The sequence below is a fragment of the uncultured Polaribacter sp. genome (assembly GCF_947495205.1).
Taxonomy (GTDB): Bacteria; Bacteroidota; Bacteroidia; order Flavobacteriales; family Flavobacteriaceae; genus Polaribacter.
Map to the genome: position 1 here is coordinate 133918 of NZ_CANLXV010000001.1, position 26254 is coordinate 160171.

Consider the following 26254-nt stretch of genomic DNA (forward strand, 5'->3'; position numbering starts at 1 on the left):
AAAATACTAAAAAATGAAAAAAATATTATTTCTTCTTTTCTCTTTAATATTAATGCATTGCACATCAAAAGAAGAAGAAATATATTTACCTATTTCTTATAATTTAAAAATTCCTACTTTATTTTCGAATAAATTAATTGCTCCTTTAATTCCTGCAGATAATGGATTAACAGTAGAAGGAGTTGCTTTAGGTAAAAAACTTTTTTTTGATAAAATACTGTCTAAAGACAATACACAATCTTGTGCTACTTGCCATAATCCGCAAAAAGCATTTACAGATAATTTACAGTTTAGCAAAGGTATTAATGGCAATTTAGGCAACAGAAATGCAATGCCATTATTTAATTTAGCTTGGAATTTTACCGAACGTTTTTCTTGGGACGGCAAAGAATTTGGTTTAGAAAATCAGGCTTTAGAACCCGTTACAAACCCAATAGAAATGGGAGAAAACTGGGAAAATGTAGAAAAAAAACTACAAAATCATTCAGAATATCCTTTACTTTTTGAGCAAGCTTTTGGCACAGAAAGCATAAACAGCACTTTAGTAACCAAAGCCATTGCTCAATTTGAGAGAACATTAATTTCTGCCAACTCTAAATTTGACAAATATTTACGCGGAGAAGCTACTTTAACACTTGCAGAACAAAACGGTTTCACAATTTTTATGACAGAAGAAAAAGGCGATTGTTTCCATTGCCATGGAAGTGAAAACAACCCACTTTGGACAGATAACCAATTTCATAATAATGGTTTAGATCGTAATTTTACAGATTTAGGCTTGGGTGCTATTACAGGAGATCCTAGAGATAATGGTAAATTTAAAACTCCGTCTATTAGAAATTTAGCCTTTACAGCTCCTTATATGCATGATGGCAGATTTGCTACGTTAAATGAGGTTATCGAATTTTATTCAACCGGCTTGCAAATTTCTGCTACCATAGATCCTTTAATGAAACAAATTAATAAAGGTGGTGTAAACTTATCTGCCCAAGAAAAAGCAGATTTAAAGGCATTTTTACTATCACTTTCCGATTATGATTTTATAAACAACCATGCTTTTCAAGAATAATCAATAAAACTAATAGTTTTATTGCAGTTGTTAATGAAAGTTTAACAGATTTGTTTAACTTATGTTTTATCTTTGCATTCAATTTAGATTCAATCTACCTATAAATTATGATAAAAGTTTCAGACACAGCTAAAAAGAAAGTCATTGAGTTAATGACAGACGATGGCTTTGACGCAACAACAGACTATGTAAGAGTTGGTGTAAAAAGTGGAGGGTGTTCAGGTTTATCTTACGATTTAACTTTTGATAATAAGAAATCTGAAGACGATAAAATATTTGAGGAAAATAATGTAAGACTTATTGTAGATAAAAAAAGTTTTTTATACTTAGTAGGCACAACACTAGAATATTCTGGTGGTTTAAACGGTAAAGGCTTTGTTTTTAACAACCCAAATGCAAACAGAACGTGTGGTTGTGGGGAGTCGTTCTCACTCTAAAATCCCATCCTAACCTTTTCTAAAGGAAGGCGTAAAAAAAGAAAAATTATGAGTAAATATACAGAAGAACAACTTGAAGAAGAATTAAAAACGCAAGAATACAAATACGGTTTTTATACAGATATAGAAAGCGATACGTTTCCTGTTGGTTTAAACGAAGACGTTGTTCGTGCAATTTCTAAAAAGAAAAACGAACCAGAATGGATGACTGAATGGCGATTAGAAGCCTTTAGAGTTTGGGAACAGATGGAAGAACCAGAATGGGCAAATGTACATTATGAGAAACCAAAGTTTCAAGACATTGCATACTATTCTGCACCAAAACAAAAGCCAAAGTTGAATTCTTTAGATGAAGTAGATCCAGAATTGTTAGACACTTTTAAACGTTTAGGAATTTCTATAGACGAGCAAAAGAAACTAGCCAATGTTGCTGTAGATATTGTAATGGATTCTGTTTCTGTTGCAACAACATTCAAAAAAACGTTGGGTGAAAAAGGTATTATTTTTATGCCAATTTCAGAAGCAATTCAAGAACATCCAGAATTGGTAAAAAAATATTTAGGAACAGTTGTACCTACTTCAGACAATTTTTATGCCGCATTAAATTCGGCAGTTTTTTCTGATGGATCTTTCTGCTACATTCCAAAAGGTGTTAAATGCCCTATGGAATTGTCTACTTATTTTAGAATTAATGAAGGAGGAACAGGCCAGTTTGAAAGAACGCTTGTAGTTGCAGACAAAGGCAGCTACGTTTCTTATTTAGAAGGTTGTACAGCTCCAATGCGTGATGAAAATCAATTACACGCGGCAGTTGTAGAATTAATTGCTATGGATGATGCAGAAATTAAATATTCTACCGTACAAAACTGGTATCCTGGTAATAAAGAAGGTAAAGGTGGTGTTTACAATTTTGTAACCAAAAGAGGTTTGTGTGAAAACAATGCAAAAATTTCTTGGACACAAGTAGAAACAGGTTCTGCCGTAACTTGGAAATACCCTTCTTGTATTTTAAAAGGTAACAATTCTGTTGGTGAGTTTTACTCAATTGCAGTAACTAATAATTTTCAGCAAGCAGATACTGGTACCAAAATGATTCATTTAGGTAAAAACACAAAATCTACTATTATTTCTAAAGGAATTTCAGCAGGTAAATCTCAAAACAGTTATAGAGGTTTGGTGCAGATAAATTCTAGAGCAGAAAATGCACGTAATTTCTCACAGTGTGATTCTTTATTAATGGGAAATGAATGTGGTGCACACACATTCCCATACATAGAAACCAAAAATAAATCGGCACAAATAGAACACGAGGCAACAACAAGTAAAATTGGTGAAGACCAATTATTTTACTGCAATCAACGTGGTATAGATACAGAAAAAGCTATTGCATTAATCGTAAACGGTTTTAGTAAAGAAGTACTAAATAAGTTACCAATGGAATTTGCGGTAGAAGCACAAAAACTATTAGAAATTTCTTTAGAAGGAAGTGTTGGATAGAAATAGTATAAAGTCTAAAAGTTTCAAGTCTGAAAATCTAGAGTTGTTGTTTTAAAAATTAATTGGAGGATTAATAAAATATTTAAATAAAAAATAAATGAAGTTGTAGACCTTAGTTCTTAAGTTTTTAACTTTTGACTTTTGTCTTTTAGACTTTAAACCAATTTTACAATGTTAAAAATAGAGAATTTACAAGCAGAAATTGACGGAAAAGCAATTTTAAAAGGATTAAATATTGAAGTAAAAGCAGGCGAAGTACACGCAATTATGGGACCAAATGGTGCTGGTAAAAGTACTTTAGCAAGCGTTATTGCTGGGAAGGAAGAATATGAAGTTACTGGTGGTAATATAGAGTTAAATGGCGAAGATATTAGTGAGTTGGCACCAGAAGAAAGAGCACATAATGGTGTTTTCTTATCGTTTCAATATCCTGTAGAAATTCCTGGAGTTTCTGTAACAAACTTTATAAAAACAGCGATTAACGAAACAAGAAAAGCAAAAGGTTTAGAAGACATGCCTGCTAAAGACATGTTAAAAATGATTCGTGAAAAATCTGAATTATTAGAAATTGATAGAAAGTTTTTAGGACGTTCTTTAAACGAAGGTTTTTCTGGAGGTGAAAAGAAACGTAACGAAATTTTTCAGATGGCAATGTTAGAACCAAAATTAGCCATTTTAGACGAAACAGATTCTGGTTTAGATATTGATGCTTTGCGTATTGTTGCAAACGGAGTAAACAAATTAAAATCTAAAGACAATGCAGTAATTGTAATTACACATTACCAACGCTTATTAGATTATATAGTACCAGATTTTGTACACGTTTTACACGATGGTAAAATTGTTAAAACCGGTGATGCTTCTTTAGCACTAGAATTAGAAGCAAAAGGATACGACTGGATTAAGCAAGAACTTGTTTAAGTTCGCAGTAAAATCAGTAGCAGTTTGCAGTCAGCAACTGCATGTAAAATTAATTAAGAATAAAAAATAGTCAGTTATCAGTAGTTTTTTTGAAAATTCATAAACTGCCAACTGAAGACTGATTACTGAAGACTTAAAGAAAATGGAATTACAAGACAAATTATTATCATCTTACGTTGCTTTTGAAAATAAAGTAGACATAAATTCTGATGTACACGAAATTCGTTCTGAAGCTTTTAAAAACTTTGAAGCGTTAGGTTTTCCTACCAAAAAGTTAGAAGCTTGGAAATATACTTCTTTAAAATCTGTATTAAAACAAGATTATAGTTTATTCCCAAACAAAGATGTTGCTGTAGAATTAGCAGATGTAAAACAATATTTTATTCACGAAATAGACTCGTATAAAGTAGTTTTTATAGACGGAAAGTATAGCTCTTTTTTATCACAAACTACGCACGACCAATACGACGTTTGTTTAATGTCATCTGCATTAAGCAGTCCTAAATATAAAGAGACTATAGATAAGTATTTTAATAAAATTGCAAAACAAGACAATTTAACCTCTTTAAATACTGCTTTTGCAACAGAAGGTGCTTATATAAATATACCAAAAAATACGGTTGTTAAAAAGCCAATACAAATCATCAATTTTACAACAGGTTCTGAAACAGCAACAATGGTGCAGCCAAGAAATTTAGTTGTAGTTGGAGAGAATGCTCAGGTTCAAATCATAGAACGTCATCAGAGTTTAAACTCAAACCCTGTTTTATCTAACATTGTAACAGAGGTTTTTGCAGATAAAGCTTCTAATGTAGATATATATAAGATACAGAATGATGAAGAAACGGCTTCTTTAGTAGACAATTCTTATATAGAACAAAAATCTAATTCTGTAGTTTCTGTGCATACATTTTCTTTTGGTGGAAACATCACAAGAAACAATTTAAACTTCTATCAAAAAGGAGAACATATAGATTCTATTTTAAAAGGAGTTACAATTATTGAAGGTAAGCAACATGTAGATCATCATACTTTAGTGCATCATATAGAACCAAATTGTGAATCGCACCAAGATTATAAAGGTATTTATGATGAGCGTTCTACAGCTGTTTTTAACGGAAAAGTAATTGTAGAAAAAGAAGCACAAAAAACAAATGCATATCAGCAAAATAACAACGTTTTATTAAGCGATAAAGCAACCATAAACGCAAAACCACAGTTAGAAATTTTTGCAGATGATGTAAAATGTTCTCATGGTTGTACTATTGGCCAATTAGACGATGATGCTTTATTTTACATGCAACAACGTGGTATACCAGAAAAGCAAGGTAAAGGTTTATTAATGTTTGCTTTTGCAAATACGGTTTTAGAAAGCGTAAAAATACCAGAAGTAAAACAACGTATTACTAAATTAATTGCTAACAAATTAGGCGTTAATATTGGGTTTGATTTGTAGGGTTCTTAGATTCTTTTTGTATCAAATAAAAACCACGCTAAAAGCGTGGTTTTTTTATTTAAAAAGGATTTTAATTATCAAATAAAATTATTTGAACCTATTAGTTTTTAATAATCTTAATTACCTTCTGTTGTAGTTTATCAGAAAAAATGTGAATAAAGTAAATCCCATTTGGTACACTTTCTAAACTTACTTTTTTTGTGTTTACAAAAGTTGCTAGTTTTTTTCCTAAAACATCGTAAATAATTACTTTAGAAATTAATTCTTCGGTTTGAATTGTAAAATTATTTTTTGTTGGATTTGGAAAAATTGAAGTAGCTAATTCAAATACCTTGCTATTACTTAAAGTAGTTTCACACTCTAACTGCGTTTCTACAAAAAAAGAAGTTGCATCTTTCTTTATCCAATTATTAGAGCTGTAAGATTTGTCATCAACAAAAATACAGCTTAAATTTGGGTTGTTTGTAGCATTAAATGAAATAAAATTTGTGTTGTTTGTGTTTTTTACATTTAAAGTAGTTAATTCATTATTAGATACACTAAACCTATATATTTTTCTATTTCTACTAATATCTAATTCTTTTAATTGGTTATTATCAGCAAATAAGCCGGTTAAATTTAAATTATTACTTAAATCAATTTCTGAAATTTGATTGTTAGTAAATACGATATGTCCTAGTAAGTTTAAGTTACTTACATCTATTTTTGTTAGAGAATTATCACTAAATACCAAATAACCTAAATCTGAATTATTGCTTAAATCTAAAGAAGAAAGATTGTTGCGCGCACAACCTAACTGTTTTAATTTTGTATTATTACTTAAATCTAAAGCAGTAAATTTATTATAACCACAATACAATACTTCCAATAAATTGTTTTTAGAGACATCTATGGTATTTAATAGATTATTAGAAATATATAAATCTTTTAAATTAATGTTTTTACTAACATCAAGCGAAGTAATTTTATTATTCCAGCAATTTAATTCTGTTAATGCTACAAAATCTTCTATACCTGTTAAATCTTTAATTTTTGTGTTTGTGCCTTTATTTGCGCCATCAAGATCTAATTTTGTTAAAGTAGAAATATTAGAGGTTTTAACTTTATTATTTACAACATTATCTAAACCTAAATCTATGAGACCTTGTTCAAAATTGTTATCTGGTATGTTTGTAAATTGAGCTTCGCATTCTGCTTGGTTTTCTACAAAAGCAGCATTTAAATCTATGTTTGTCCAATTGTTGTTGCTATATTTTGCATCATCCACAAAAACACAAGTAAGATATGGGTTGTTGGAAATATCAAAAGTAATAAAGTTTGTATTGTTCGTATTTTTTACATTTAGAGTAGCTAAATTATTACTAGATGCATTAAATCTATATATTTTTTTATTAGCACCTATATCTAAATCTACTAATTTATTGTTTGCAACAAATAAGCCGGTTAAATTTAAATTATTACTTAAATCAATTTCTGAAATTTGATTGTTAGTAAATACTAAATGTTCTAATAAGTTTAAGTTACTTACATCTATATTCGTTAGAGAATTATCACTAAATACCAAATAATCTAATTCTGAATTATTGCTTAAATCTAGAGAAGAAAGATTGTTGCGCGCACAACCTAATTGTTTTAGTTTTGTATTACTACTTAAGTCTAAACCAGTAAATTGATTATAACCACAATATAATACTTCCAATAAATTGTTTTTAGAGACATCTATGGTATTTAATAGATTATTAGAAATATATAAATCTTTTAAGTTAATGTTTTTACTAACATCTAGAGAAGTAATTTTGTTGTTCCAACAATTTAATTCGGCTAATGCTATAAAGTCTTGTATACCAGTTAAATCTGTTATTTTATTGGTTAAATTAGCACCATCAACATCTAATTTGGTTAATGCATTAATATTGGATGTTTGAACTCTGTTGTCTATAACATCATCTAAACCTAAGTCTATTAGAGCTTGTTCAAAATTGTTATCTGGTATTTGGGTAAATTGTATTTTTAGAGAACAATCTCCATTTTTAATATCATTTACTTTAGGATTGTATAAATTGCCACCTGCAGTCATAGAAAATGAACCTGGTAAATCTGATTTAAAAAGATTGGCTAAACCGCAAAAATTGTTTAGCTTTTTATTTAAAGTAATCCATAAAGATCCTGCGTTTTCTAGTTTAGATAATGAGTTTAAATTTTCTATTGAAACATTTTCCTGAAGTGTTAATGTACCTCCAATAGTTATTAAACTATCTAAACCTTTTAAACTTTGTAGATTTTTATTTTCTTTTAAATATAAATAACCTGTTATTTCTTTTATATTTTGTAAACCTTTAAGATCTAATAAACTGTCGTTTTCAGAAATATTAATATGTCTAATTTTAGGATTTATGTTTTTTAAACTATCAATATCTTTAAGGCTTTTATTCCCTATTATTTTTATAAAGTTGATATATTTTAAATTCTGTATACCCTTTAAACTTTTTAATTTAAAATTATTTTTTATGTAAAGATTAGAACTAATATCAGAAATTGCCACAGATTTTAAATTGAATAAGCCATTTATACTTTCTAAGTTTGGATTGTTTAAAATCCATAAAGAATATTTTACTTTTTCTAAAGTTTGTAAAGCGTCAAGGTTTGTAATATCCTCTCCTTCAACCCTTAACCAACCTTCAATTTCTGTATAATTTTCAGCTCCAAAAGCATCTACTTCTGCTTGCGATTTTAAAGATAGACTTCCTGTATATATTTTTTGTGCAACTATTATATTGGTAAGTATTATAAATACTAGGGTTAAGTTTGTTTTTAAAATATTCTTTTTCATAGTTTTTTTAATAGTTAAATTTTTTATTCTCTTTTATAGAAATCATCTTTATCATTAAAAGAAAGTAAGTCTCCATTGATTTCAAAAACATATGCTTCTCCATCTTCAAAGAATTCTCCTTTACCATTACTGATATTAAACGTATAAGTTCCTTTAGATGGTCCTAAATCTTCTGTATAGATATATTCTGTAGATGATATGATATAAAAGTATAAAAATCAATACCTGTTGTTGTATCTAAATTTACCCATTTAGAACCTATTAAATTGGTTGTATTTTCTAAATCTTCTTTATTACTAGAACAAGAAATGGTAATGACTAAAAAAATAGCCATTACCATATAAAGTTTTCTCTTTTTCATAATTTTTTTTATTTCTTCTTTTTGTTATAGGCTACTTTTTTACCTTGCAACCAGTTTTCATAGCCTTTTTGCCCTAATTTTGCAATTAGTTTTCTAGAATTTACGGCAGTGCCTTCTACTTCAAAACCTCCATAGAAATAATAGCTTTTAGAACGCACAACTCCGTTTACTAAAACATCATACTGTGGTCCTGCATTTTCTAAAGCTTGATCCATAGCATCTTTTATATTTACTCCAAAACCTAAAACCCCCATGCTTTTACCTTTGGTTACTTTTCCTTCATCAAGATTAAACTTTATAGAATGGTTTTTAGAGCTTATAACAGTAAAGTCTACTAAACGCGCAGAGCAACTACTTAAAAGTATTACTGCCAAAGCCAACACAAATAAATTTTTTGTTTTCATATTTTTTAATTTTTTAATTTTCCTTTGACTCAAAAGGATTTTTTAATGGTTAGTTATAGAGTCATTATTAATTAAGTTACTTTTATTTTAAAAAATTACTGCTTAGTTAAAATTACATTTCTGGTTGCAGTAAGTTTATAAACAATACTAGCGTTATTGTTTCCTTTAGAAAACTCATAGCTACTGCTTATAGCTCCAGAAGACACAATTTCTAGGCTATAACTGGTGCTTGTGCTATTTTCATTAACAGAAATTACACCAGCGTCTATACCTTGTTTAAGCCCTTCTTTTAAATTAATTGTAATGGTTCCGTTTGAAGATAAATCAAATAAATTATCATTTGTAAATTTAAAACCACCTATTTGCGCCCAAGCAGGTTCTGATTTATCTAACCATGTACCTAAAATCCATTTTGGTGGGTTTATAAAATTAACACTGTCTAAATTGTCATCATCATTACTGCTGCATGACATACATAGGGCTAAAAAAATAAAGGAAAGTGTGATATGTTTTTTCAACTGCTATAATATTTATTTTACAATATTATGCAGAAGTTATAATCAAAAAAAAATGTAGTGAAAAACACTACTTTTTTAATGAAAATTTATATTTAAGAGTGATACAGTTGTTCCATCCTTTTTTCAAAAGCTTTTTTATAGGTGCTGTTTATAACCAATTCTTCACCTTTAATAACTATTTTAGAGCCATTTACGCTACCATTAAAAAAAGCTGGATTTATATTTACAATATAACTTTCATTAATTCTAATAAAATTATTTGGTAAAGTTTTAGCGAGTTTTTTTAGCGAAGTTTTTAAAAAATAACAATGTTTTTTCTTGGTTAAAAACCATAAGTAGTTATCTCTAAGTTTTTCTTTTTTTTCGTTTTCATTTACAAAAGGTTTTATGGTAAAAAAAGCAATATCTGTATAGGCAACTGGTACGCGTGTAATATTGCCAATGCCATATTCTTTTATATTATCTAAATACCCTACCAAACCAAGCACACCGTTTTTGGTATTTAAGTCTTGTAATGTTTCTTTTTTATGTAAAACTGTGTGTATTGCTCTTGTAATTTCTGTAATATTTAAGGTAGGTTTTGTTTTTACTATAAAATGTTGGTGGTTGGTATGCAACCCTTTTTGAAACGTCATATCATCATCAAAATCGGTTACATATATAAACCGAATTTTATATTTTTTTTGTAAAATTTTACCCAAATCTAAACCATCTTTTTTGCCTTGCAAATTAATGTCTAATAAAACAACATCTGGCAAATTTTTATGAATTCTTTCTATGGCTTCATCATAACTTTTTGTGTAATCATCTACCGTAAAGCGTTGTTTTACTAAAGCTCTTCTTAAACCTTCATATAAAGTAGGTTCATCTTCTACAATTAAAATATGGGCTTTCATTTTTTGGGTATATTTATGGTTAGTTGCACTCCGTTTTTACTTTCTAAGGTAAAAATACCATTAATTTGTTGGGTTAACAATTGCATTATTCTAAAACCAAAAGTTGTAGTTTCTTTAAAATTAAAATTTGCTGGTAAACCTTTTCCATTATCCGTAAGTTTTAGAAGATAATTTTCTTTTTCTTCTTTAAAAGTAATGCTAATAGTTCCTTTATCATCTAAAAAAGCATATTTAAAAGTGTTTGTTAAAAACTCATTAATAATTTGACCAATAGGAAAAGAAATTGCTGGATTTAATGAAATATTATCTATATTATTCTTAAAAGTAATATTTTTTTTAGCATAGGTATTGGTTACATTTTTAATAAGAATGTTTATGTAGTTTTTTACCTTTAATTGGGTTACATCTTTATTTTTATAAAGTTGTTTGTGTATTTGGTTTATACTATATACTCTGTTTTGTATTTCTGTTAATTTATCTGCTACATTTTCTCCTGTAAACTCTTCTTTTGCTACTTCTATAAACGTGTTAATTACAGAAAGGTTATTTTTTATTCTATGATGCAGCTCTTTCTGTAGGTTTTCTATTACTTCTTTTTGGTTTGCTATTGTTGTTTTTGCTTTTGTTTCTGCTTTATAGCGTCTGTAAAGAACAAAAGAAATCAGTCCAACCACTGCTAACCCCACTAATAATAACCAGTTTCTTGTATTTGCTCTTTGAGTAAGAAGTTTTTGTGTTGCCTTTTCTGCTTTAAGTTCTAGGTTTTCTTTTTCTTTTTCTGATGATTCAAATTTTACTCTAGAAATACTTTCTTTTATATTTCGTTCTTGTTTTTGGATACTATCTTTTTTAAAAATAATTAATTTAGCTTCCTTTAAAGCTTGTTTTTTAGGATAAATAGGTAATAATAGTTCCATAACCTCTATCTCATCTTTAACGTAATTAATAGATTTAGCTAATTTTTTAGCTTTATTTAAAAATTGTAATGCCAACTTATTCTCTCCTAAGCTAGTATAGTAAACTCCTAAGTGCATATTACTTACAATTTTACCTGGGATATCGTTTAAAGAATCTCTAATTTGTAAAGCTTTTAAAAAAAGTTTGGGTAAGTTGGTATTTTCCTTTTTTAAAAATAACGTGTGTGCATAATTATCTAAAAGTGTTGCTTTAGTTTTTAATTTGGTTTTTAAAACATCCTTAAAACCTAATGCTTTTTTATAAAGAATAATTGCTCTATCGTATTCTTTCTTCTCTTTATAAACATTCGCAATATTATTTAATGAACTTATTATTAGTTTATCATTTTTTATTTTTTTTCTTATAATTAATGCTTTATTATGGTACTTAATTGCATTTTTATAATCTTGGAGTCCGTAGTAAATTATTCCTAAATTGTTATAAATGGAAGATTTCTCTCTATCTTTTTTTTGATTTTTTAAGTAGTCTAATGCTCTTAAGGAATTTGTTTCGCTCTCTTTAAAATTAAAAACGTTTTTTTGAATAATTGCCATATTTAAAAGCATTCTTCCTGCTTTTAAAGAATCTTTTTTGTTATTGTAAATTTTAAAGGATTTTTGATAGTAATAAAACGCGCTATCTAATTTATTAACCTTTCTAAAATAGGCAGCACTAAAATCAAATATTAAAGCATTGGTATTAGATAAATTTTTAGAAGATATAGAATTTAAATGTTGTAAACGAATTTTGTTAAATAGTACCCAATTTTTTTCTTTATAAGCAACTCTAATGTAATCTAAGTTTTTTTCATTTTTTACTGTAAGACTATCATTTTCTGTAAAACAAAAGAGAGTAAAAATAAAAAACAAAAAAAACATTTTAAAACTCACTAATTTCATAGTGTTAAATATAAGGTATTTTAAAAAAAGACTATCTAAAAAGTAAATTTAACTATTATTTTAAAAAATTAAGTTTCTCCATTACATAAATAACAAAACTCTAAACTTTTTAGACAGTCTTTATTTATTAATCTTTACCTGGTTCTACATAATCATCTTCGTTTTCTCCTGTTGTTGCTTGTACTTCTACATTTTCATTCTCCAAAGAATCTTCCAATTCTGTACAAGAAGTAAACCCAAAAATTGAGGCTGTAACAGCCAATACTAAAATTATTTTTTTCATACTTTCTAAAATTTTTAATGTTATTTGTTACCAAACAATTCTGTTTAGTTTCTTACAAAGCCGCTATAGGCTTTCTATTTAGGAAGTGGAAAAAGAAAAGAGAAGGCAGTAATTACTTCCTAATATTTACCTTGTTCTCTTTTCTAGTAAAAAGTGAAGTTGTACCTGTTTCACTTGGTTTTGTACAGTTGCTTTTAGATGCCTCTTTAAGCAAAAAACTAGTTTTAGAAATTATTTCTGGTACAAATATATTTTAGAGATTTTGGTATTATAGGTTGATTTCCTTTGCTCATAAAGCGGAAATAAAATAGAAATGGGTAGTTATATAAGATTACGCTATAATTTATTTCCATAGCATTTCTATGGAAATTGTTTTACTTTTGAGAAAAGTGTTTTTAAAATGACGGAAGAAGATATTTACTTAGTGATAGCTGCTGTTTTTATTAAAATAGACAAGAAGATTTCAAACTTAGGATCTAAAACAGAAGCTGCAAAAGAAATTTTAGGAAAAATACCAGCAGAAAGTAAATTAACTAAAAGAACTTTAGTAAATTATTATAATTATTACATTTTAAATACTGGAAAACCTCAATCTCCGTCTAACGAAACACTTATTATTTTAATTAATTATTATTCTGAAAATAATTACAAAAGCATATCAGATGCGTTTCATTATTTTAAAGAAAACATTGCTCATCAAAAAGAAACAATAGCAAAAAATATACCTTGTTTTAACATAAAAAAACCTAATATATCGGCACAAAATTTAAACGAAACTCAAGAAAAAAAAGAACAAAACTCTACAAACTTAACTATATTAATAGAAAAAAATACTACTCAGTTTTATAGTATTGTTTTAGCTATTGTAGCTGTAAGTATCTGTGCTTTATATTTTTTTAATAAAAAAGGAGATACAAATATAGATGTTGGTGGTGTTCAAGTAAATAATAACTTTAAACAGATAATACCCACAAAAGAAACACAGTTTTTTTCTAAAAAAAATAATATACCATTAGTTTGGTACACAAATTATAATAATAAATTGGTGTATTTCAACGCAAATGGGCATCACCCAATTTCTGGAAAACAATTACAGCCAATTACACAAGAGGTTGTAAAAAAATATTTTCTAGAAAAATTACCAATAAAAAATAATAGTTTATTTAAAAAAACTAAGGTAAAAATTGAATCTATTTTTAATCAATCTATAACTAACAATAAAAACCCAAATAGCATGAGTATCTTTATTTTTGATGGGCATCAGAAATTAGAAAATATATTTACAACTCAACTTAAAAAAGAATTTACTTCAAAAGGCTATAACATAACAGCTACCTTAATAAAACCAAGTAAACTAAGTCTCAAAGTTATAGAGCATTTACACATGCATAACTTTTCTTATTTTAAAGAAGACATAAAAGATTATACTCGTTTTATTTGTACAGGAAAGGTAAACTATACTTTTAGTAAAAATAAAATTAATACAGACCTATTTACCTGTAGATTACAGATTAATTATACAGTTGTTTCTACAGAAACTAATGAAGTTATAGATAACTATTCTAACCTTTTAATTGGCAATGGGTTTTCTAAAGCAACAGCAAAAAATAACACCATTAAAAAATTTAAATTATGATTTTAAAGAAAAACTACCTTTTAGTTTGTATTTCTATTTTTAGTTTTTTTGGAAGCTATTCTCAAGATTATACAGATTTTGATAAATCTATGATTTCCCTAGCAGAAGAAGTAGCCAAAAGAATAAAGAGTAAAAACAAATTAAAAGTTGCTATTTGGGATTTTACGGACTCATATAAAAGAGTTAATGCATTAGGAAATTATATAAGGGAAGATTTTTCTATACATTTTACAAATGCAAGCGAGGGTTTAGAGGTAATTAATAGAGAAAATTTAAACATGATTTTTAAAGAACATCAATTAAATGAAGAAGGCTTTATAAACCCAGCTACAGCCAAACAATTAGGTATGTTAGATGCAGCAGATGCCATTATTATTGGTACTATAGATAAAGGCCTGCACAACTTACGTTTAAGGATAAAAATAATAAATACAGAAAGTGGTTTACATTTTGCTGCTGCACTTAGAAACTTACCCATTGACGAAAACATTAAAGTAATTTTAGAGCAAACAGGAACGTTACAACCTAAAAAGAAAATAATTGAAACAAAACGTGTTAATAGCAACGAAAAATACAATGATGCATCGCTTACAAATAAAAAATGTGAGCTTTTAAAAACAGGAGATTATTGCTTTAAAAACACAACTAATAGTACTTACTTAATTGATCTTAGAGGTGTAAACAACCGTGTTAAAAAGTCTATAAATATTGGCAAAATACAAGATGCATGTTTTTATGATTTACCTGAGGGTAATTACGAATATTCTATGTACAAAAACGGTATAAGAGCGCTTTTACAAGATATAAAAGGGAGTTTTAGAATTGAAAAATGCAAATCTTTAACTTATAAAATCTAGTTATTAAATTCTTCATTCCACACTCGCCAAAACCCCACTCAAAAACCTATTCTCATCAAAGTTTTTTAACCCAAAACGCACAACAACCAAATCTTGATCTGGTAAAATATAAACACGTTGCCCTTGGTAACCATCTGCAAAATACATACTTTCTGGTACATCTTTAAACTGTTTTTTTGTGTTTAACCAAAACTGCGCGCCATAAGTTCCGTTAGAAGTTGGCGTTGGTGTAGTTACATAATCTACCCAGTTTTTACTAAAAATTTGTTCGCCATTCCAGTTGCCTTCATTTAAATATAATAAGCCAAATTTTGCCCAATCTCTTGCAGTTGCCCAAGCATACGAAGAAGCCACATAATTTCCAGCCAAATCTGCTTCAACAATCATAGAATTCATACCAATTTTATCTATAAAATTAGTGTACCAAAAATCTAGATATTCTTGATGCGTTTTAAATTGCTTTCTTAAAATACCAGATAATAGGTTAGAAGTTCCAGAAGAATAATTCCAGCTATTATTTGGTTTACCAACCAAAGATTTGCTTTCTTGCATTTTAGTCATATCTCTTTCTAAAAAGAGCATTGTTGTGGCATCAGAAATTTCATCATAATTCTCATCCCATTCTAAGCCAGAATTCATTTGTAATAAATTATTGATGGTAATTTCTTTTCTTTCGTCTTTTTGCCAAGAATTAATTGGTGCTTTGTCTTGTACGTTTATTTTTTGTTGATGTTGTAATACACCAAAAACAGTACTTGTAATACTTTTAGTCATAGACCAACCTAAAATTTTGGAATCTTTTGTAAAACCATCTGCATATTTTTCTGCAATAATTTGGTCTTTATGTAAAATTAAAACAGCTCTTGTTTGTTGTTTTCCAAACATATCGTTTACTGTTGTATTCAGTTTTTGATAATTTATATTTTCTAAAACCGAATCTTTTTGTGCTGCATTTCCATAAGGAAAAGGAGTTTTATCATCTGCTTTTAATCTTTTTGGAACTAAATAAGGTGCAGTTTCATCTTCTTCAGTTAACGTTAAAACAGCGCCTAAGCCATCTCTAATAATAGCTTTTCTAGTTAACAAACCAAATACAGAAGATGTGGCTGTTTTGTTTTCTAAATCTACTTGGTCTGATGCTAAATTTACTGGTGTAAAACTATTATCTGTGCTATCTGTAAATGCTAATGTTCTTTCTGCTAAAAAAACAGAGGAAGCCATATTTTTTGCTGAATAACCCGCCAAAATATTCAATTTAGGATAATTTGTTACTACTATAATTGATAAAATTATGGCTATAATCAATAATATTCGTCTAAAAATTTTCATAATTAAATGGGTTTTACATCGTAAAAATAAGCAATAAATCTTCTTTTTTTAATTTAAGTAAAAATACCTGAATTTAAAATGACGCACATACAACGCCTCTTTAATAGATTGATAAATTTACATTTACCATTATTTTAATTGATAAACTATGTCTGTTACAAAAACCAATGTTGCCAAAGAAAATACCAGTACTACAAAAATAGATGCTACAAAAGCAGTCTTTGGTATTTCTAAAGAAGTAACTTTAGAATTGAGTAAAGAAATAAATAGTATGTTATCTTTTGCCGTTTATAATGGTATTATTATAAACACAGAAGTAAACCAATTACTACAAAATAGTACGGTAAATGATTTGATAAACGCACACAATTTACTGTGTAAAAATATTGCTCCAGCAACACCAAAATCTATTAAATTCACTAAAAAATTGCACCAAGAAAACAACCAAAAATCTATTTTTCACAAACTTCCTTTGTTAAGAAACCTAGTGTTATTGGCAGTATTTTTTTTAATTGCATACATTGCCACTGGTATGTCTACCCAGGTAAATAATAACTCTTTAGACCAAGGAATAATGAATAACAGCGGTTTTCCATTATTACTAAACATTTTATATTTAAGTTCTATAGCTGGTTTAGGTGTTTTGTTTTATTTACTAAAAGAGGTAAGCGATTCTTTAAAAAAAGGAACCTTAAAACCCGAAAATTCTATTGCTTATTTAACACAAATTATTTTAGGAATTATTGCAGGTTTAATTATGTCTGAAATTATTTCTTTTTACATCTCTGATCCTCAAAAAATAAATCTTTTTAATAAAAGTGTGCTTGCCTTAATTGGTGGTTTTTCTTCGGATGCAATTTTTAGCATTTTACAAGGAATCATCAATAGAATTAAAGGTATCTTTTTAACTACAAATCCGTCATAATGTTTAAAAAAATTATTGTTTTCTGTCTGTTTTTAGGCATTACTTCATGTGCAAGTATCCCAAAATCTACACCAACACTTACTAAAGATATTATTAATGAAGGTGATGCAATGCATCAACTAAATATTGCATTAGTAAATCAATTATTCTCAGAAAGAAGAGTAAGACTTAACAATTTTATTACCAATTCTTATACGCCAACAATTATTAAAAAATATCAAGAATTGCTTCCTGCAGATTTAGATTATAAACAAGAGTTACCAAATATAATTAAAGCTATTGTACCTGTTATTAATAGAAAAAGAGATTCTTTACAAGACCTGTTACTAAATCAACAACAAAAAATTATTGCTGGTTTAAATAGTAATTTTATTGCTTATGCTAAAGCAACATCATCTTTACAAAACTTAATAAATGCTAGCACTAAGCTAGAAAGTGCCCAAGAAAATGCACTTTCTAGCATTAAGAAATTAACAGCTAACAAAGTAAATTTTAAAAATATAGAAAGTAAAATGGATAGTTTACTTCATAAAACAGGCTTGGACATGGGAAAATTATTAAAAGTTGAACAATTAATAAAATAGATATGAGTGCTATAAATTGGAATAACCTGGCAGAAAAAGCGGCAAATCAAACGGATGCTGAATTTACAACTCAATTGGCAGCATTAACAAGTTTAAAAACTACAGAAGTTGCTGCTTTTATTAAAGAAAGTAGTATAACAAATGCTAATGCTTTAACGGTTTTAGGAGCTATTGATAACGCCACCTTATCCAATACTGCAAAAGCGGCGGCAATTGCAAATATTCAAAATGGTGTTAGCTTTTTAGTACAATTGGTTTCTAAAGTGGTTTAATAACAAAATCTTATACTCTTTTTTATCAGTTTAAAAAAATCAACCTTTATCTTTGTTATCTAAATTGATTTTTATGATTAATGTTGATAAAATTAGAGCCGATTTTCCAATCTTAAAAAGAGAAGTTCATGGCAAGCCTTTGGTTTATTTTGATAATGCAGCCACCTCACAAACCCCACAAGTTGTTATAGATGCTATTGCAGATTATTATAGCAATTATAATTCGAATATTCATAGAGGCGTACATACGTTAAGTCAAGAAGCAACGGATAAGTATGAAGAGGCAAGAATAAAAATACAACATCATTTTAATGCAAAAGAAGCCTATGAAATTATTTTAACTTCGGGTACAACCCATAGTATTAATATGGTTGCCTCTGGTTTTGCATCACTCATACAAAAAGGAGACGAAATAATTGTTTCTGCCCTAGAACATCATTCTAATATTGTGCCTTGGCAAATGTTATGCGAAAAAACAGGTGCTATTTTAAAGGTTATACCTATGTTAGAAAATGGTGCTTTAGATATGGAAGTATATCATAATTTAGTGAACGAAAAAACAAAATTAGTATTTTGCAACCATGTTTCTAATGCTTTAGGAACCATAAATCCTATTGAAGAAATTATAGAAAAAGCACATACAGTTAATGCTGCAGTTTTAATTGATGGTGCACAAGCCACACCACACATAAAACCAGATGTACAAGCTTTAAATGTAGATTTTTATGTAGCTTCTGCACATAAATTGTGTGGACCAACAGGAGTTGGTTTGTTATATGGAAAACAAGAATGGTTAGAAAAATTGCCTCCTTATCAAGGTGGTGGAGAAATGATTGCAACCGTTTCTTTTGAAAAAACTACCTATGCTGGTTTACCACACAAGTTTGAAGCTGGAACCCCAAATATTTGTGGAGGAATTGCTTTTGGCGCTGCGTTAGATTATATGAATGCTGTTGGTTTAGATGAAATAGCAGCTTATGAAGCAGAATTATTAGCTTACGGAACAAAAGAGTTGTTAAAAATAGAAGGCTTAAAAATCTTTGGAAATACTTCTGAGAAAACAGCAGTTATTTCTTTTAATGTTGGCGAAATTCATCCTTATGATATTGGTGCAATTTTAGATAAATTAGGTATTGCTGTTAGAACAGGACACCATTGTGCACAACCTATTATGGATTTCTACAAAATACCTGGAACTGTAAGAGCCTCTTTTTCTTTTTACAACACCAAAGAAGAAATAGATGTTTTAGTTAATGGATTAAAAAGGGCTGTAATGATGCTTTCTTAGAAAAAAGTTATGTGATAATCGTTTAAACTTCTGATAAAAGCGAATAAAAGACTTTGGGATTCTTTCAGAATGACAAATTGTACGAAATAAAAAAAGGTTGCGAAATAATGCGCAACCTTTTTTTATTTGTAAAAACCTACTATTTTATCTCAATGTTGGAGCATAGTTGGTTGGATGATCATCTGCTTTTGCTAAACCATTGGTTGCACTTGTAAAGTTAGACCCAAATTTACCATCCATAGCTTCTAAAATCTTATTTGCCATTAGTGCATAACCTCTACCCGTTAAATGAATACCATCTAAACTAACTAAACCACCAGTAACTAAATTAGTTGTTAGTGTGTATTGGTCAAATCTAATTCCTCCAGCAGCTTCTCTTAAGATAGCGTTTAAATCTACAACAGCTACATTGTTGTTTGTACTTGCAACATCTTCAATTACTGCATTGTAAGATGCAGTTGCTGCTTGTACACTTGCCAATTCTGTAGCTGTTAAAACCCACTGATCTGCTAAAGCTACACCAACACCATTTACACTTAATGGGTTATTTGGGTCTGCTAAAGTTCCTATAAAAGAGGCTCCAGGTAATACTAATAAGTCTTCTGCAGTAGTTTGTCTTAATTGTGGTAAAGCTGAAAAAGCAGGATTAATTGCTCCTAAATCTATTAAATCTTCATCTACAATTACTACTGCATTTTGTCCTGCAGCAAACGTAATAGTTCTTTTAGCAATTTCTGCGTCTGCTACTGCTTGTGGTATTGCTCCGCCAGCAACTAACGCTGCAAATGCTTGTTGAATTCCACCATTATATTGAGCATAAGCTCCATTTACAGCAGTTGCAGTTGCTGCATCTAATGGTACAGGGTTATAAGGCACAGTTGTAAAAAAAGGTAATAAAGTAATATCTGGTACAGTTGCAATTACGCCTTTTGCACCACCAGCAGTCATTGCTGTAACCATACCTCTAAAAACTTGGTTAAAAACGAATGGACTTGTAATGTCATTAGGACCATAACTTGCTGCGTCTGGATTGTCTTTTTGGTCTACGCCAGAACCACCAGAAGTTGCAAAACTTAATACATCATTACCACCAACTTCAGATAATGTAAAAAATGTAGGTTGTTGTGCTAATGCATCTCCTACAACTGTTGCTCCAGCACTAGAAGCCATTCTTCCAAAATAAGGATTTGCTGCTCCATAACCAGGAAAGGTTAAATGAAAACTTTTAGCTCCTGGAATTCCATAATTATTAAAAGAAGCACCAGAGGCTCTTACACCTATTGCTGTAGTTGGTACAGCATCTAATCTTGTAGGTCCAGAACCGTTAAAAAATAATCTAGGTGGTTGCACTGCATTTCCACCAAGAACAAAACCACCAATATTATCAGACATTAAAGGTTGATTAAAATCGCCACCATTTGCCATACTAAATTTAGATGCCAATATATTTGGAAAAGAATTTTCTTGAGCACTAATAAAAAGCGCTCCATCTGTAAAACCTGCTGTAAAAGATGCTCCTACAGAAACAAATTTAGAGAAATCTAAACCATTTACATTTAATTGCACTTCTGGCACTATTGCCGCTTCAATTGGGTCTAATTCGTTATTTACATCACAAGAAGCAAAACCAATTGATAAAAGTAGTAAACCTATATATTTATAATTTTTCATAAAGTATTCTATTTTTTAATTATTAATTGTCCAAGATACATAGTATTGAGAACCTATAGCACCAACACCTGGTGCACTAAAAAATTCTTGACCAGATAAATTTGCGCCTCCTAATTTAAAAACAGATTTCATAGAAGGTACAGCATAGTTAATTTGTGCATCAAAAACAGCTCTTGCATCTACGGTTGCATCTAAGAAAGTAGATTCCCATACAAATGCATTTTGCCATCTAGCGTTAAAATTAAATCCGAAGTTTTCAAATAAATTGGTATGTCCAAATTGTAATTTAAATTTATGTTCTGGGGTATTAAAACCCGCTTCAAAATCTGGGTCAGAGGCTTGGTCAAACTCAAATTTAGCATATGTGTAATTAACACCTAATTCAAAACCATTAAATATTTTTGTACTTAAACCAACAGAGGCACCATAAGATGTAATATCTGAAGATGTATTTGTATAGGTTTGAAATGCTTTAAAATCTCCATTTGCTAAAGCTAAAAGAGATAAACTATTGTCTCCTACTTGACCATAAAACGGTACTAATACATTTTTAACCGCAATAAAATTTTCATAAATATTGTAGTATGCACTAAAATCTACTGTTAGTCTAGACGTTTCTCCTGTATTTACCAAACCTCTATAACCTACTTCAAAGGCTGTTACCTCTTCTGGTTTTACTAAAGGAGAATTAGAAGCATCAAAACCTCCATTTTGCACAGAACTTGCAGAAAAAGAATTTTCATAAGCCAATCTACCTGACAATTGTGTAGTTGTACTTCCTAAAATTGCTTGTCCAGCTGTACTTACATTTAAAGGAGAACTTGTAAATCTATCTAAATTATCTGGTGCAGAACCTACTAAAATTGCAGCACCTGCGTCTAAACCAATATACTGGTCTTGTGTAGTTGGGTTTCTAAATCCTCTTTGAAAAGAAGCTCTAAAGTTATCGTTTTTACCTTCTCCAGCAGCGTAGGCCAAAGAAACTCTTGGTGAAAAGTTTCCATCAAAATTTTGTGCTTTATCATAACGAATAGAAGCTGTAAACTTTAAACGATCATCTTCTAAAAAATTCTTTTGCATTTGCGTATAAACTCCATATTCATCATAGTCTATAGGACCATCAAAATCTGTAAAAATACTTCCGTTAGAATTTAAAGAGTATAATCTGTAAGAACCTCCAATTTGGAATTCTGCCCACTCAATTAAATCTTTAAAATTATAATTTATATCTGAATGATATAGTTTTGTTTGATCTTGAAATCTAGAACCTGTAACTAAACTTGGGTCTGCAGTAACATCATCAAAAGCAGCTTGAAAACCAGCAGTTCCTGGAATTAAACGACCTGTATCTGCAGCTGCTCTTGCTGCTGCATGAGAACCTGTTACTAAATAAGTACCTGCATATTGTGTAAACCAATCTTGATCAGATTTCCATCTTCTATTAATATTAATTGCTGTAAATCTAGAATCGTAAGAATTACCAGCGTCTTCTGTAGTAACATAACCTCTAACAAAGAAATTTTTTCCTTTAAATTCTAATTTTTGTTGTCCTAAAAAGAAGTCTCTAATATTATACCTATTTGCTCCTTGAAAAATTGTGTTACCAACACCAAATTTAGCATTATAAATAACTTCTAAACGATCATCTCCCCAAGGTCTATAATGCAAGGCTGTATTTAATTTTACACTTTTTGCTTGGTAATCTTTCATTAAATCTTGTTCTCTATAACCCGTTCTACTTACTCTACCTACAGCGCCACCTAAATCTGTAGCAACTTCATCTCCATAAACATTTAAACCATCATAATCATTTAAAGATCTGTCTCCTGGAGCATATTCTCCATTTCTGGTATTTCTTTCATCTGTTGCAAACCATTCTGTACCTTCTAAATAAGAAAGTGTAGCTTTTCCAGCTAATTTTTCTGAAAATGCATAGGCCATTCTTATATTAAAATCATAATACTCATTTACGCCAGCAGCTTCTTGAGATGTTACACCACCTTTAAGAGAAACACTAATGCCTTGGTCGTCAAAAGGGCTTTTACTAGTCATAAACATAATACCATTAAATGCATTTGCACCATATAATGCAGAGGCTGCACCAGGTAATAATTCTACAGTATTTACGTCTAACTCAGACATACCCAATAAATTTCCAATCGCAAAATTTAAGGCTGGAGATGAATTGTCCATACCATCTACCAATTGCATAAAACGTGTGTTTGCAAATGTTGCAAAACCTCTTGTATTTACAGATTTAAAAGTTAAACTGTTTGTATTAACATCTACACCTTTTAAATTTTCTAAACCATCATAAAAAGAAGGTGCAGAGGTGTTTTTAATTGCTCTAGAATCCATTCTTTCTATGGTTACTGGAGACTCCATAATACGCTCTGGTGTTCTAGAAGCAGAAACTACAATTTCATCTAAAGATGTTTCATTTTCTGTAAGTTTTACTGCTATTTTCTGATTATCTTTTGTAATTTCTACTTTCTCCATTTTATATCCAATTACAGATATTTCTAAAGTAAAAGTTGGTACTTCCGCAGTCTTTAAAACAAAATTTCCATCAAAATCTGTTGTAGTACCAACAGCCTTATTTGCAATTTTAATGTTTGCTCCAGGTAAGGTTTCTCCGGTTTTAGCATCTGTAACTGTACCTTTAACAGTGGTTTGGGCAACCATTGCAACACTGCCAAACAGTACAAGCGCAAGTAGTAAAATCTTTTTTATCATAATGTGAATTAATTTGTTATCTGTATGCAAAGTACAATTTTTTTTGAATAATTTATAAAAAGACGCTTTATTTTATGATTTTATCAAAAAAAATCAGTAAAAATGACATTAAAACAATAGCAATTACTTTTCTTTTCATTCAAAAAGAACGTATTACTTATTGTACCTTTGTATTTTAAAATTCCCTTTTTGAAAACATTCAATTCTATTACAGATTTTTGCACCAAAGATCAAACCTTTGTAACTATTGGTACTTTTGATGGTGTACATTATGGGCATCAGAAAATATTAGAAAAATTAATCTTTGAAGCTAAAAAAGCAAATAAAAAATCTGTTTTACTTACTTTTTTTCCACATCCAAGAATGGTTTTACAAAAAGATGCTAAAATAGAATTAATTAATACCATAAAAGAGCGTGCAAATCTGCTTAAAAAAACGGGTTTAGATTATTTAATTATACATCCTTTTAGTGTTGATTTTTCTAGAACTACCGCTTTAGAATTTGTTAGAGACACTTTAGTAAACCAGTTAAATATTTCTAAATTAATTATTGGTTACGACCATCATTTTGGTAAAAATAGAGAGGGAAACATAGAGCAATTGACAGAATATAGCCATTTGTACGATTTTACTGTAGAAGAAATTCCAGCACAAGATATAGATGATGTTTCTGTAAGCTCCACAAAAATTAGGCGTGCATTACACAGCGGGAATTTAAAGACTGCAAATAATTATTTAGGGTATTCTTTTACGTTAAATGGCACTGTTGTAAACGGCAAAAAATTAGGTGGTAAAATTGGTTTTCCAACGGCAAATATAAATGTTGAAGAAACCTATAAATTAATACCAAAAACAGGTGTTTACGTTGTTAAATCTACTATTAAAAACAAAATTATTTTTGGGATGATGAATATTGGCAGCAGACCAACTGTAAACGGAAAACACCAAACCATAGAAGTGCATTTTTTTGATTTTAATGATGATTTATATGGTGAAAATTTAACTATTGAATTATTGTATTTTTTGAGAAATGAGCATAAATATGATTCTATAGACGCTTTGATTGCTCAATTAAAACAGGATGAAAAAACCGCGCGCGATTTCTTACAAAATGAAGTTTATTAAATAGAAATATGTTCTAATAAACTACTTTTATCAATCACTAAAAGTGAACCACTTTTAAAAAATACTGTTATGCTTAAAGTTTTTAAGCTTAAAAAATTAAATAAAATTCAAGTTAGAAAACTTTTTGTTTAATATAGCTTTGTTATCAACTTCCAACCACTTATCTAAAATGGTAGCATAAATTTCTCTAAAATCTATTTCGTGTTTTAAATTGCCATTGGCATCTAAATTACATAAATCTGGTAAATTATTATAAAAACCTGGTTGTTTTAAATTTTGTCCCATTATAAATACGTTGTTAGCTGTACCATGGTCTGTACCTCTAGAATCGTTTTGTTTTACACGTCTACCAAATTCAGAAAATGTAAGTACAAGTACATCTTTAAACGTATTATTTTTTTGTAAATCTTTTATAAAAACAGCCATACTTTCTGCATAGGTTTTTAATAATCTGGTTTGTGTATTTTGCTGATTTGCATGCGTATCAAAACCTGTTAAGCCCGCATAAAAAATTTGGGTTTCTAAACCTGAATTTATAAACTGAGATATGGTTTTTAATTGTTTCCCAAAACTGCTTTTTGGGTAATTGTTAGCAGCTGTTTTTACTTTAGTTTTTTCAAAAATATATTTTGCAGAAGATTTTGCATCAATCATAGTATTGTATAAATACCCTAAATTATGCTCGCTTAAATGTGCATCTTTATTTGCGTTAATTACCTTTTTATAAAAAGGTTCTCGTAAAGAATTGTGCAAACTTTTAGCATCTGTTACTGCCAAACCATTTTTAGTTTTGCCTTTTAGCATTAAAGACAAAGCTTCATCTACTTCTATTGCATTTGTAGACTTTGCTTTTGTGTAATCTAAATAACGACCTACCCAACCATTCTGTAAATATTGGTTACTATCGCTTGCTGTTTGCCATATATCTGTAGCTCTAAAATGAGATAAATTAGGGTTAGGATAACCAACACTATTTACTATACTTAAAAAACCATTGTCATATAAACTTTGTAAGGGTTGCAAACTTTTATGCAAACCAATAGCGTCTGTAAGTTGTACGAATTCGTTTTTTTGTAATGCAATATTTTGGCGTTTTTGGTAATAAATATCATTTCTAAAAGGTACAATGGTATTTAAACCATCATTCCCACCTTTTAATTGAATAATTACCACTTTTTTATGACCAATTATTTCTTTAGGAATTTGCTCAAAAGTTTTTAAAAACTGCGGTACAAAAAACATACCCGAAGCAAAAGTAGTTTGTTTTAGAAAATCTCTACGTTTCATATGGTGCTATATTTTT

At 29.2% G+C, this 26254-nt stretch carries 24 protein-coding genes; 13 read left to right on the top strand and 11 right to left on the bottom strand.

The window, feature by feature from the left end:
- Positions 1 to 13 precede the first annotated feature (13 nt).
- The 5 genes from Q0762_RS00595 to sufD all read left to right on the top strand — a co-directional run bounded on the left by Q0762_RS00595 (position 14) and on the right by sufD (position 5380).
- Positions 14 to 1069, top strand: a complete 1056-nt coding sequence (locus Q0762_RS00595) for a cytochrome c peroxidase (protein ID WP_298762554.1) — start codon at positions 14 to 16, stop codon at positions 1067 to 1069.
- A gap of 107 nt (positions 1070 to 1176) precedes the next feature.
- Entirely contained in the window at positions 1177 to 1506 is a 330-nt protein-coding gene (locus tag Q0762_RS00600; RefSeq protein WP_298762556.1) for an iron-sulfur cluster assembly accessory protein, read from the top strand.
- A 48-nt stretch (positions 1507 to 1554) separates the two neighbouring features.
- Entirely contained in the window at positions 1555 to 3003 is a 1449-nt protein-coding gene (gene sufB / locus Q0762_RS00605) for a Fe-S cluster assembly protein SufB (protein ID WP_298762558.1), read from the top strand.
- Positions 3004 to 3174: 171 nt separating this feature from the next.
- Entirely contained in the window at positions 3175 to 3924 is a 750-nt protein-coding gene (gene sufC / locus Q0762_RS00610) for a Fe-S cluster assembly ATPase SufC (protein ID WP_298762560.1), read from the top strand.
- Positions 3925 to 4066: 142 nt separating this feature from the next.
- Complete coding sequence (gene sufD / locus Q0762_RS00615) at positions 4067 to 5380, top strand: Fe-S cluster assembly protein SufD (protein WP_298762562.1); 1314 nt, start codon at positions 4067 to 4069, stop codon at positions 5378 to 5380.
- Positions 5381 to 5480: 100 nt separating this feature from the next.
- Here sufD and Q0762_RS00620 read toward each other — a convergent pair whose 3' ends face one another.
- From Q0762_RS00620 to Q0762_RS00650, 7 genes are all read right to left on the bottom strand, one after another.
- The gene (locus Q0762_RS00620) at positions 5481 to 8210 is read right to left on the bottom strand and encodes a T9SS type A sorting domain-containing protein (RefSeq protein ID WP_298762565.1); all 2730 of its coding nucleotides are present in this window, start codon (positions 8208 to 8210) and stop codon (positions 5481 to 5483) included.
- Positions 8211 to 8373: 163 nt separating this feature from the next.
- Complete coding sequence (locus tag Q0762_RS00625) at positions 8374 to 8571, bottom strand: hypothetical protein (protein WP_298762568.1); 198 nt, start codon at positions 8569 to 8571, stop codon at positions 8374 to 8376.
- Between the two features lie 8 nt (positions 8572 to 8579).
- Entirely contained in the window at positions 8580 to 8975 is a 396-nt protein-coding gene (locus Q0762_RS00630; protein WP_298762569.1) for a hypothetical protein, read from the bottom strand.
- Between the two features lie 95 nt (positions 8976 to 9070).
- A complete protein-coding gene (locus tag Q0762_RS00635; protein ID WP_298762572.1) occupies positions 9071 to 9448 on the bottom strand; it encodes a hypothetical protein in 378 nt (125 codons plus the stop codon).
- A gap of 137 nt (positions 9449 to 9585) precedes the next feature.
- Positions 9586 to 10389, bottom strand: coding sequence for a response regulator (locus Q0762_RS00640; protein ID WP_298762574.1), 804 nt, complete (start codon positions 10387 to 10389; stop codon positions 9586 to 9588).
- Positions 10386 to 12215, bottom strand: coding sequence for a tetratricopeptide repeat protein (locus tag Q0762_RS00645; RefSeq protein ID WP_298762577.1), 1830 nt, complete (start codon positions 12213 to 12215; stop codon positions 10386 to 10388). The genes Q0762_RS00640 and Q0762_RS00645 overlap by 4 nt, the downstream gene beginning before the upstream one ends.
- 157 nt (positions 12216 to 12372) lie before the next feature.
- Entirely contained in the window at positions 12373 to 12528 is a 156-nt protein-coding gene (locus tag Q0762_RS00650; protein WP_298762580.1) for a hypothetical protein, read from the bottom strand.
- A gap of 17 nt (positions 12529 to 12545) precedes the next feature.
- On the opposite strand from Q0762_RS00650, the gene Q0762_RS00655 reads away from it, so the two are divergent.
- The 3 genes from Q0762_RS00655 (at position 12546) to Q0762_RS00665 (ending at position 15021) form a co-directional block, all read left to right on the top strand.
- Complete coding sequence (locus tag Q0762_RS00655; RefSeq protein WP_298762582.1) at positions 12546 to 12785, top strand: hypothetical protein; 240 nt, start codon at positions 12546 to 12548, stop codon at positions 12783 to 12785.
- 143 nt (positions 12786 to 12928) lie between these two features.
- Complete coding sequence (locus Q0762_RS00660; protein ID WP_298762585.1) at positions 12929 to 14164, top strand: hypothetical protein; 1236 nt, start codon at positions 12929 to 12931, stop codon at positions 14162 to 14164.
- Positions 14161 to 15021: a FlgO family outer membrane protein gene (locus tag Q0762_RS00665; RefSeq protein ID WP_298762586.1), complete on the top strand. Its 861-nt coding sequence runs from the start codon at positions 14161 to 14163 to the stop codon at positions 15019 to 15021. The genes Q0762_RS00660 and Q0762_RS00665 overlap by 4 nt, the downstream gene beginning before the upstream one ends.
- Before the next feature lie 12 nt (positions 15022 to 15033).
- On the opposite strand, the gene Q0762_RS00670 is transcribed toward Q0762_RS00665, so the two are convergent.
- Entirely contained in the window at positions 15034 to 16350 is a 1317-nt protein-coding gene (locus tag Q0762_RS00670; RefSeq protein WP_298762589.1) for a serine hydrolase, read from the bottom strand.
- A 148-nt stretch (positions 16351 to 16498) separates the two neighbouring features.
- Between Q0762_RS00670 and Q0762_RS00675 the strand changes: the two genes are divergently transcribed.
- From Q0762_RS00675 to Q0762_RS00690, 4 genes are all read left to right on the top strand, one after another.
- Complete coding sequence (locus tag Q0762_RS00675; protein ID WP_298762592.1) at positions 16499 to 17275, top strand: hypothetical protein; 777 nt, start codon at positions 16499 to 16501, stop codon at positions 17273 to 17275.
- Positions 17275 to 17859: a hypothetical protein gene (locus Q0762_RS00680; RefSeq protein ID WP_298762593.1), complete on the top strand. Its 585-nt coding sequence runs from the start codon at positions 17275 to 17277 to the stop codon at positions 17857 to 17859. Before Q0762_RS00675 ends, Q0762_RS00680 begins: the two co-directional genes overlap by 1 nt.
- A gap of 2 nt (positions 17860 to 17861) precedes the next feature.
- A complete protein-coding gene (locus Q0762_RS00685) occupies positions 17862 to 18131 on the top strand; it encodes a hypothetical protein (RefSeq protein ID WP_298762594.1) in 270 nt (89 codons plus the stop codon).
- Positions 18132 to 18204: 73 nt separating this feature from the next.
- Complete coding sequence (locus tag Q0762_RS00690) at positions 18205 to 19419, top strand: cysteine desulfurase (RefSeq protein WP_298762596.1); 1215 nt, start codon at positions 18205 to 18207, stop codon at positions 19417 to 19419.
- 144 nt (positions 19420 to 19563) lie between these two features.
- Here Q0762_RS00690 and Q0762_RS00695 read toward each other — a convergent pair whose 3' ends face one another.
- The gene (locus tag Q0762_RS00695; RefSeq protein WP_298762598.1) at positions 19564 to 21090 is read right to left on the bottom strand and encodes a G-D-S-L family lipolytic protein; all 1527 of its coding nucleotides are present in this window, start codon (positions 21088 to 21090) and stop codon (positions 19564 to 19566) included.
- A 15-nt stretch (positions 21091 to 21105) separates the two neighbouring features.
- Positions 21106 to 23826 (bottom strand): TonB-dependent receptor, encoded by a 2721-nt coding sequence (locus Q0762_RS00700; RefSeq protein WP_298762599.1) that lies wholly within the window; start codon positions 23824 to 23826, stop codon positions 21106 to 21108.
- A 189-nt stretch (positions 23827 to 24015) separates the two neighbouring features.
- Here Q0762_RS00700 and Q0762_RS00705 point away from each other — a divergent pair, with 189 nt between their 5' ends.
- Positions 24016 to 24951, top strand: a complete 936-nt coding sequence (locus tag Q0762_RS00705) for a bifunctional riboflavin kinase/FAD synthetase (protein ID WP_298762602.1) — start codon at positions 24016 to 24018, stop codon at positions 24949 to 24951.
- Between the two features lie 96 nt (positions 24952 to 25047).
- Here Q0762_RS00705 and Q0762_RS00710 read toward each other — a convergent pair whose 3' ends face one another.
- The gene (locus tag Q0762_RS00710) at positions 25048 to 26238 is read right to left on the bottom strand and encodes a DUF1501 domain-containing protein (RefSeq protein ID WP_298762603.1); all 1191 of its coding nucleotides are present in this window, start codon (positions 26236 to 26238) and stop codon (positions 25048 to 25050) included.
- Between the last annotated feature and the right edge of the window lie 16 nt (positions 26239 to 26254).

Excerpts from the sequence above, each read along its gene's own strand:
- Q0762_RS00675 (WP_298762592.1), top strand. The coding sequence starts at position 16,499 with ATGTCTGTTACAAAAACCAATGTTGCCAAAGAAAATACCAGTACTACA.
- Q0762_RS00620 (WP_298762565.1), bottom strand. The coding sequence starts at position 8,210 with ATGAAAAAGAATATTTTAAAAACAAACTTAACCCTAGTATTTATAATA.
- Q0762_RS00640 (WP_298762574.1), bottom strand. The coding sequence starts at position 10,389 with ATGAAAGCCCATATTTTAATTGTAGAAGATGAACCTACTTTATATGAA.
- Q0762_RS00655 (WP_298762582.1), top strand. The coding sequence starts at position 12,546 with ATGTTATTTGTTACCAAACAATTCTGTTTAGTTTCTTACAAAGCCGCT.
- Q0762_RS00635 (WP_298762572.1), bottom strand. The coding sequence starts at position 9,448 with ATGTCATGCAGCAGTAATGATGATGACAATTTAGACAGTGTTAATTTT.
- Q0762_RS00625 (WP_298762568.1), bottom strand. The coding sequence starts at position 8,571 with ATGAAAAAGAGAAAACTTTATATGGTAATGGCTATTTTTTTAGTCATT.
- Q0762_RS00670 (WP_298762589.1), bottom strand. The coding sequence starts at position 16,350 with ATGAAAATTTTTAGACGAATATTATTGATTATAGCCATAATTTTATCA.
- Q0762_RS00710 (WP_298762603.1), bottom strand. The coding sequence starts at position 26,238 with ATGAAACGTAGAGATTTTCTAAAACAAACTACTTTTGCTTCGGGTATG.
- Q0762_RS00600 (WP_298762556.1), top strand. The coding sequence starts at position 1,177 with ATGATAAAAGTTTCAGACACAGCTAAAAAGAAAGTCATTGAGTTAATG.
- Q0762_RS00700 (WP_298762599.1), bottom strand. The coding sequence starts at position 23,826 with ATGATAAAAAAGATTTTACTACTTGCGCTTGTACTGTTTGGCAGTGTT.
- sufB (WP_298762558.1), top strand. The coding sequence starts at position 1,555 with ATGAGTAAATATACAGAAGAACAACTTGAAGAAGAATTAAAAACGCAA.
- Q0762_RS00690 (WP_298762596.1), top strand. The coding sequence starts at position 18,205 with ATGATTAATGTTGATAAAATTAGAGCCGATTTTCCAATCTTAAAAAGA.
- Q0762_RS00660 (WP_298762585.1), top strand. The coding sequence starts at position 12,929 with ATGACGGAAGAAGATATTTACTTAGTGATAGCTGCTGTTTTTATTAAA.
- Q0762_RS00650 (WP_298762580.1), bottom strand. The coding sequence starts at position 12,528 with ATGAAAAAAATAATTTTAGTATTGGCTGTTACAGCCTCAATTTTTGGG.
- sufC (WP_298762560.1), top strand. The coding sequence starts at position 3,175 with ATGTTAAAAATAGAGAATTTACAAGCAGAAATTGACGGAAAAGCAATT.
- Q0762_RS00595 (WP_298762554.1), top strand. The coding sequence starts at position 14 with ATGAAAAAAATATTATTTCTTCTTTTCTCTTTAATATTAATGCATTGC.
- Q0762_RS00685 (WP_298762594.1), top strand. The coding sequence starts at position 17,862 with ATGAGTGCTATAAATTGGAATAACCTGGCAGAAAAAGCGGCAAATCAA.
- sufD (WP_298762562.1), top strand. The coding sequence starts at position 4,067 with ATGGAATTACAAGACAAATTATTATCATCTTACGTTGCTTTTGAAAAT.
- Q0762_RS00630 (WP_298762569.1), bottom strand. The coding sequence starts at position 8,975 with ATGAAAACAAAAAATTTATTTGTGTTGGCTTTGGCAGTAATACTTTTA.
- Q0762_RS00665 (WP_298762586.1), top strand. The coding sequence starts at position 14,161 with ATGATTTTAAAGAAAAACTACCTTTTAGTTTGTATTTCTATTTTTAGT.
- Q0762_RS00695 (WP_298762598.1), bottom strand. The coding sequence starts at position 21,090 with ATGAAAAATTATAAATATATAGGTTTACTACTTTTATCAATTGGTTTT.
- Q0762_RS00680 (WP_298762593.1), top strand. The coding sequence starts at position 17,275 with ATGTTTAAAAAAATTATTGTTTTCTGTCTGTTTTTAGGCATTACTTCA.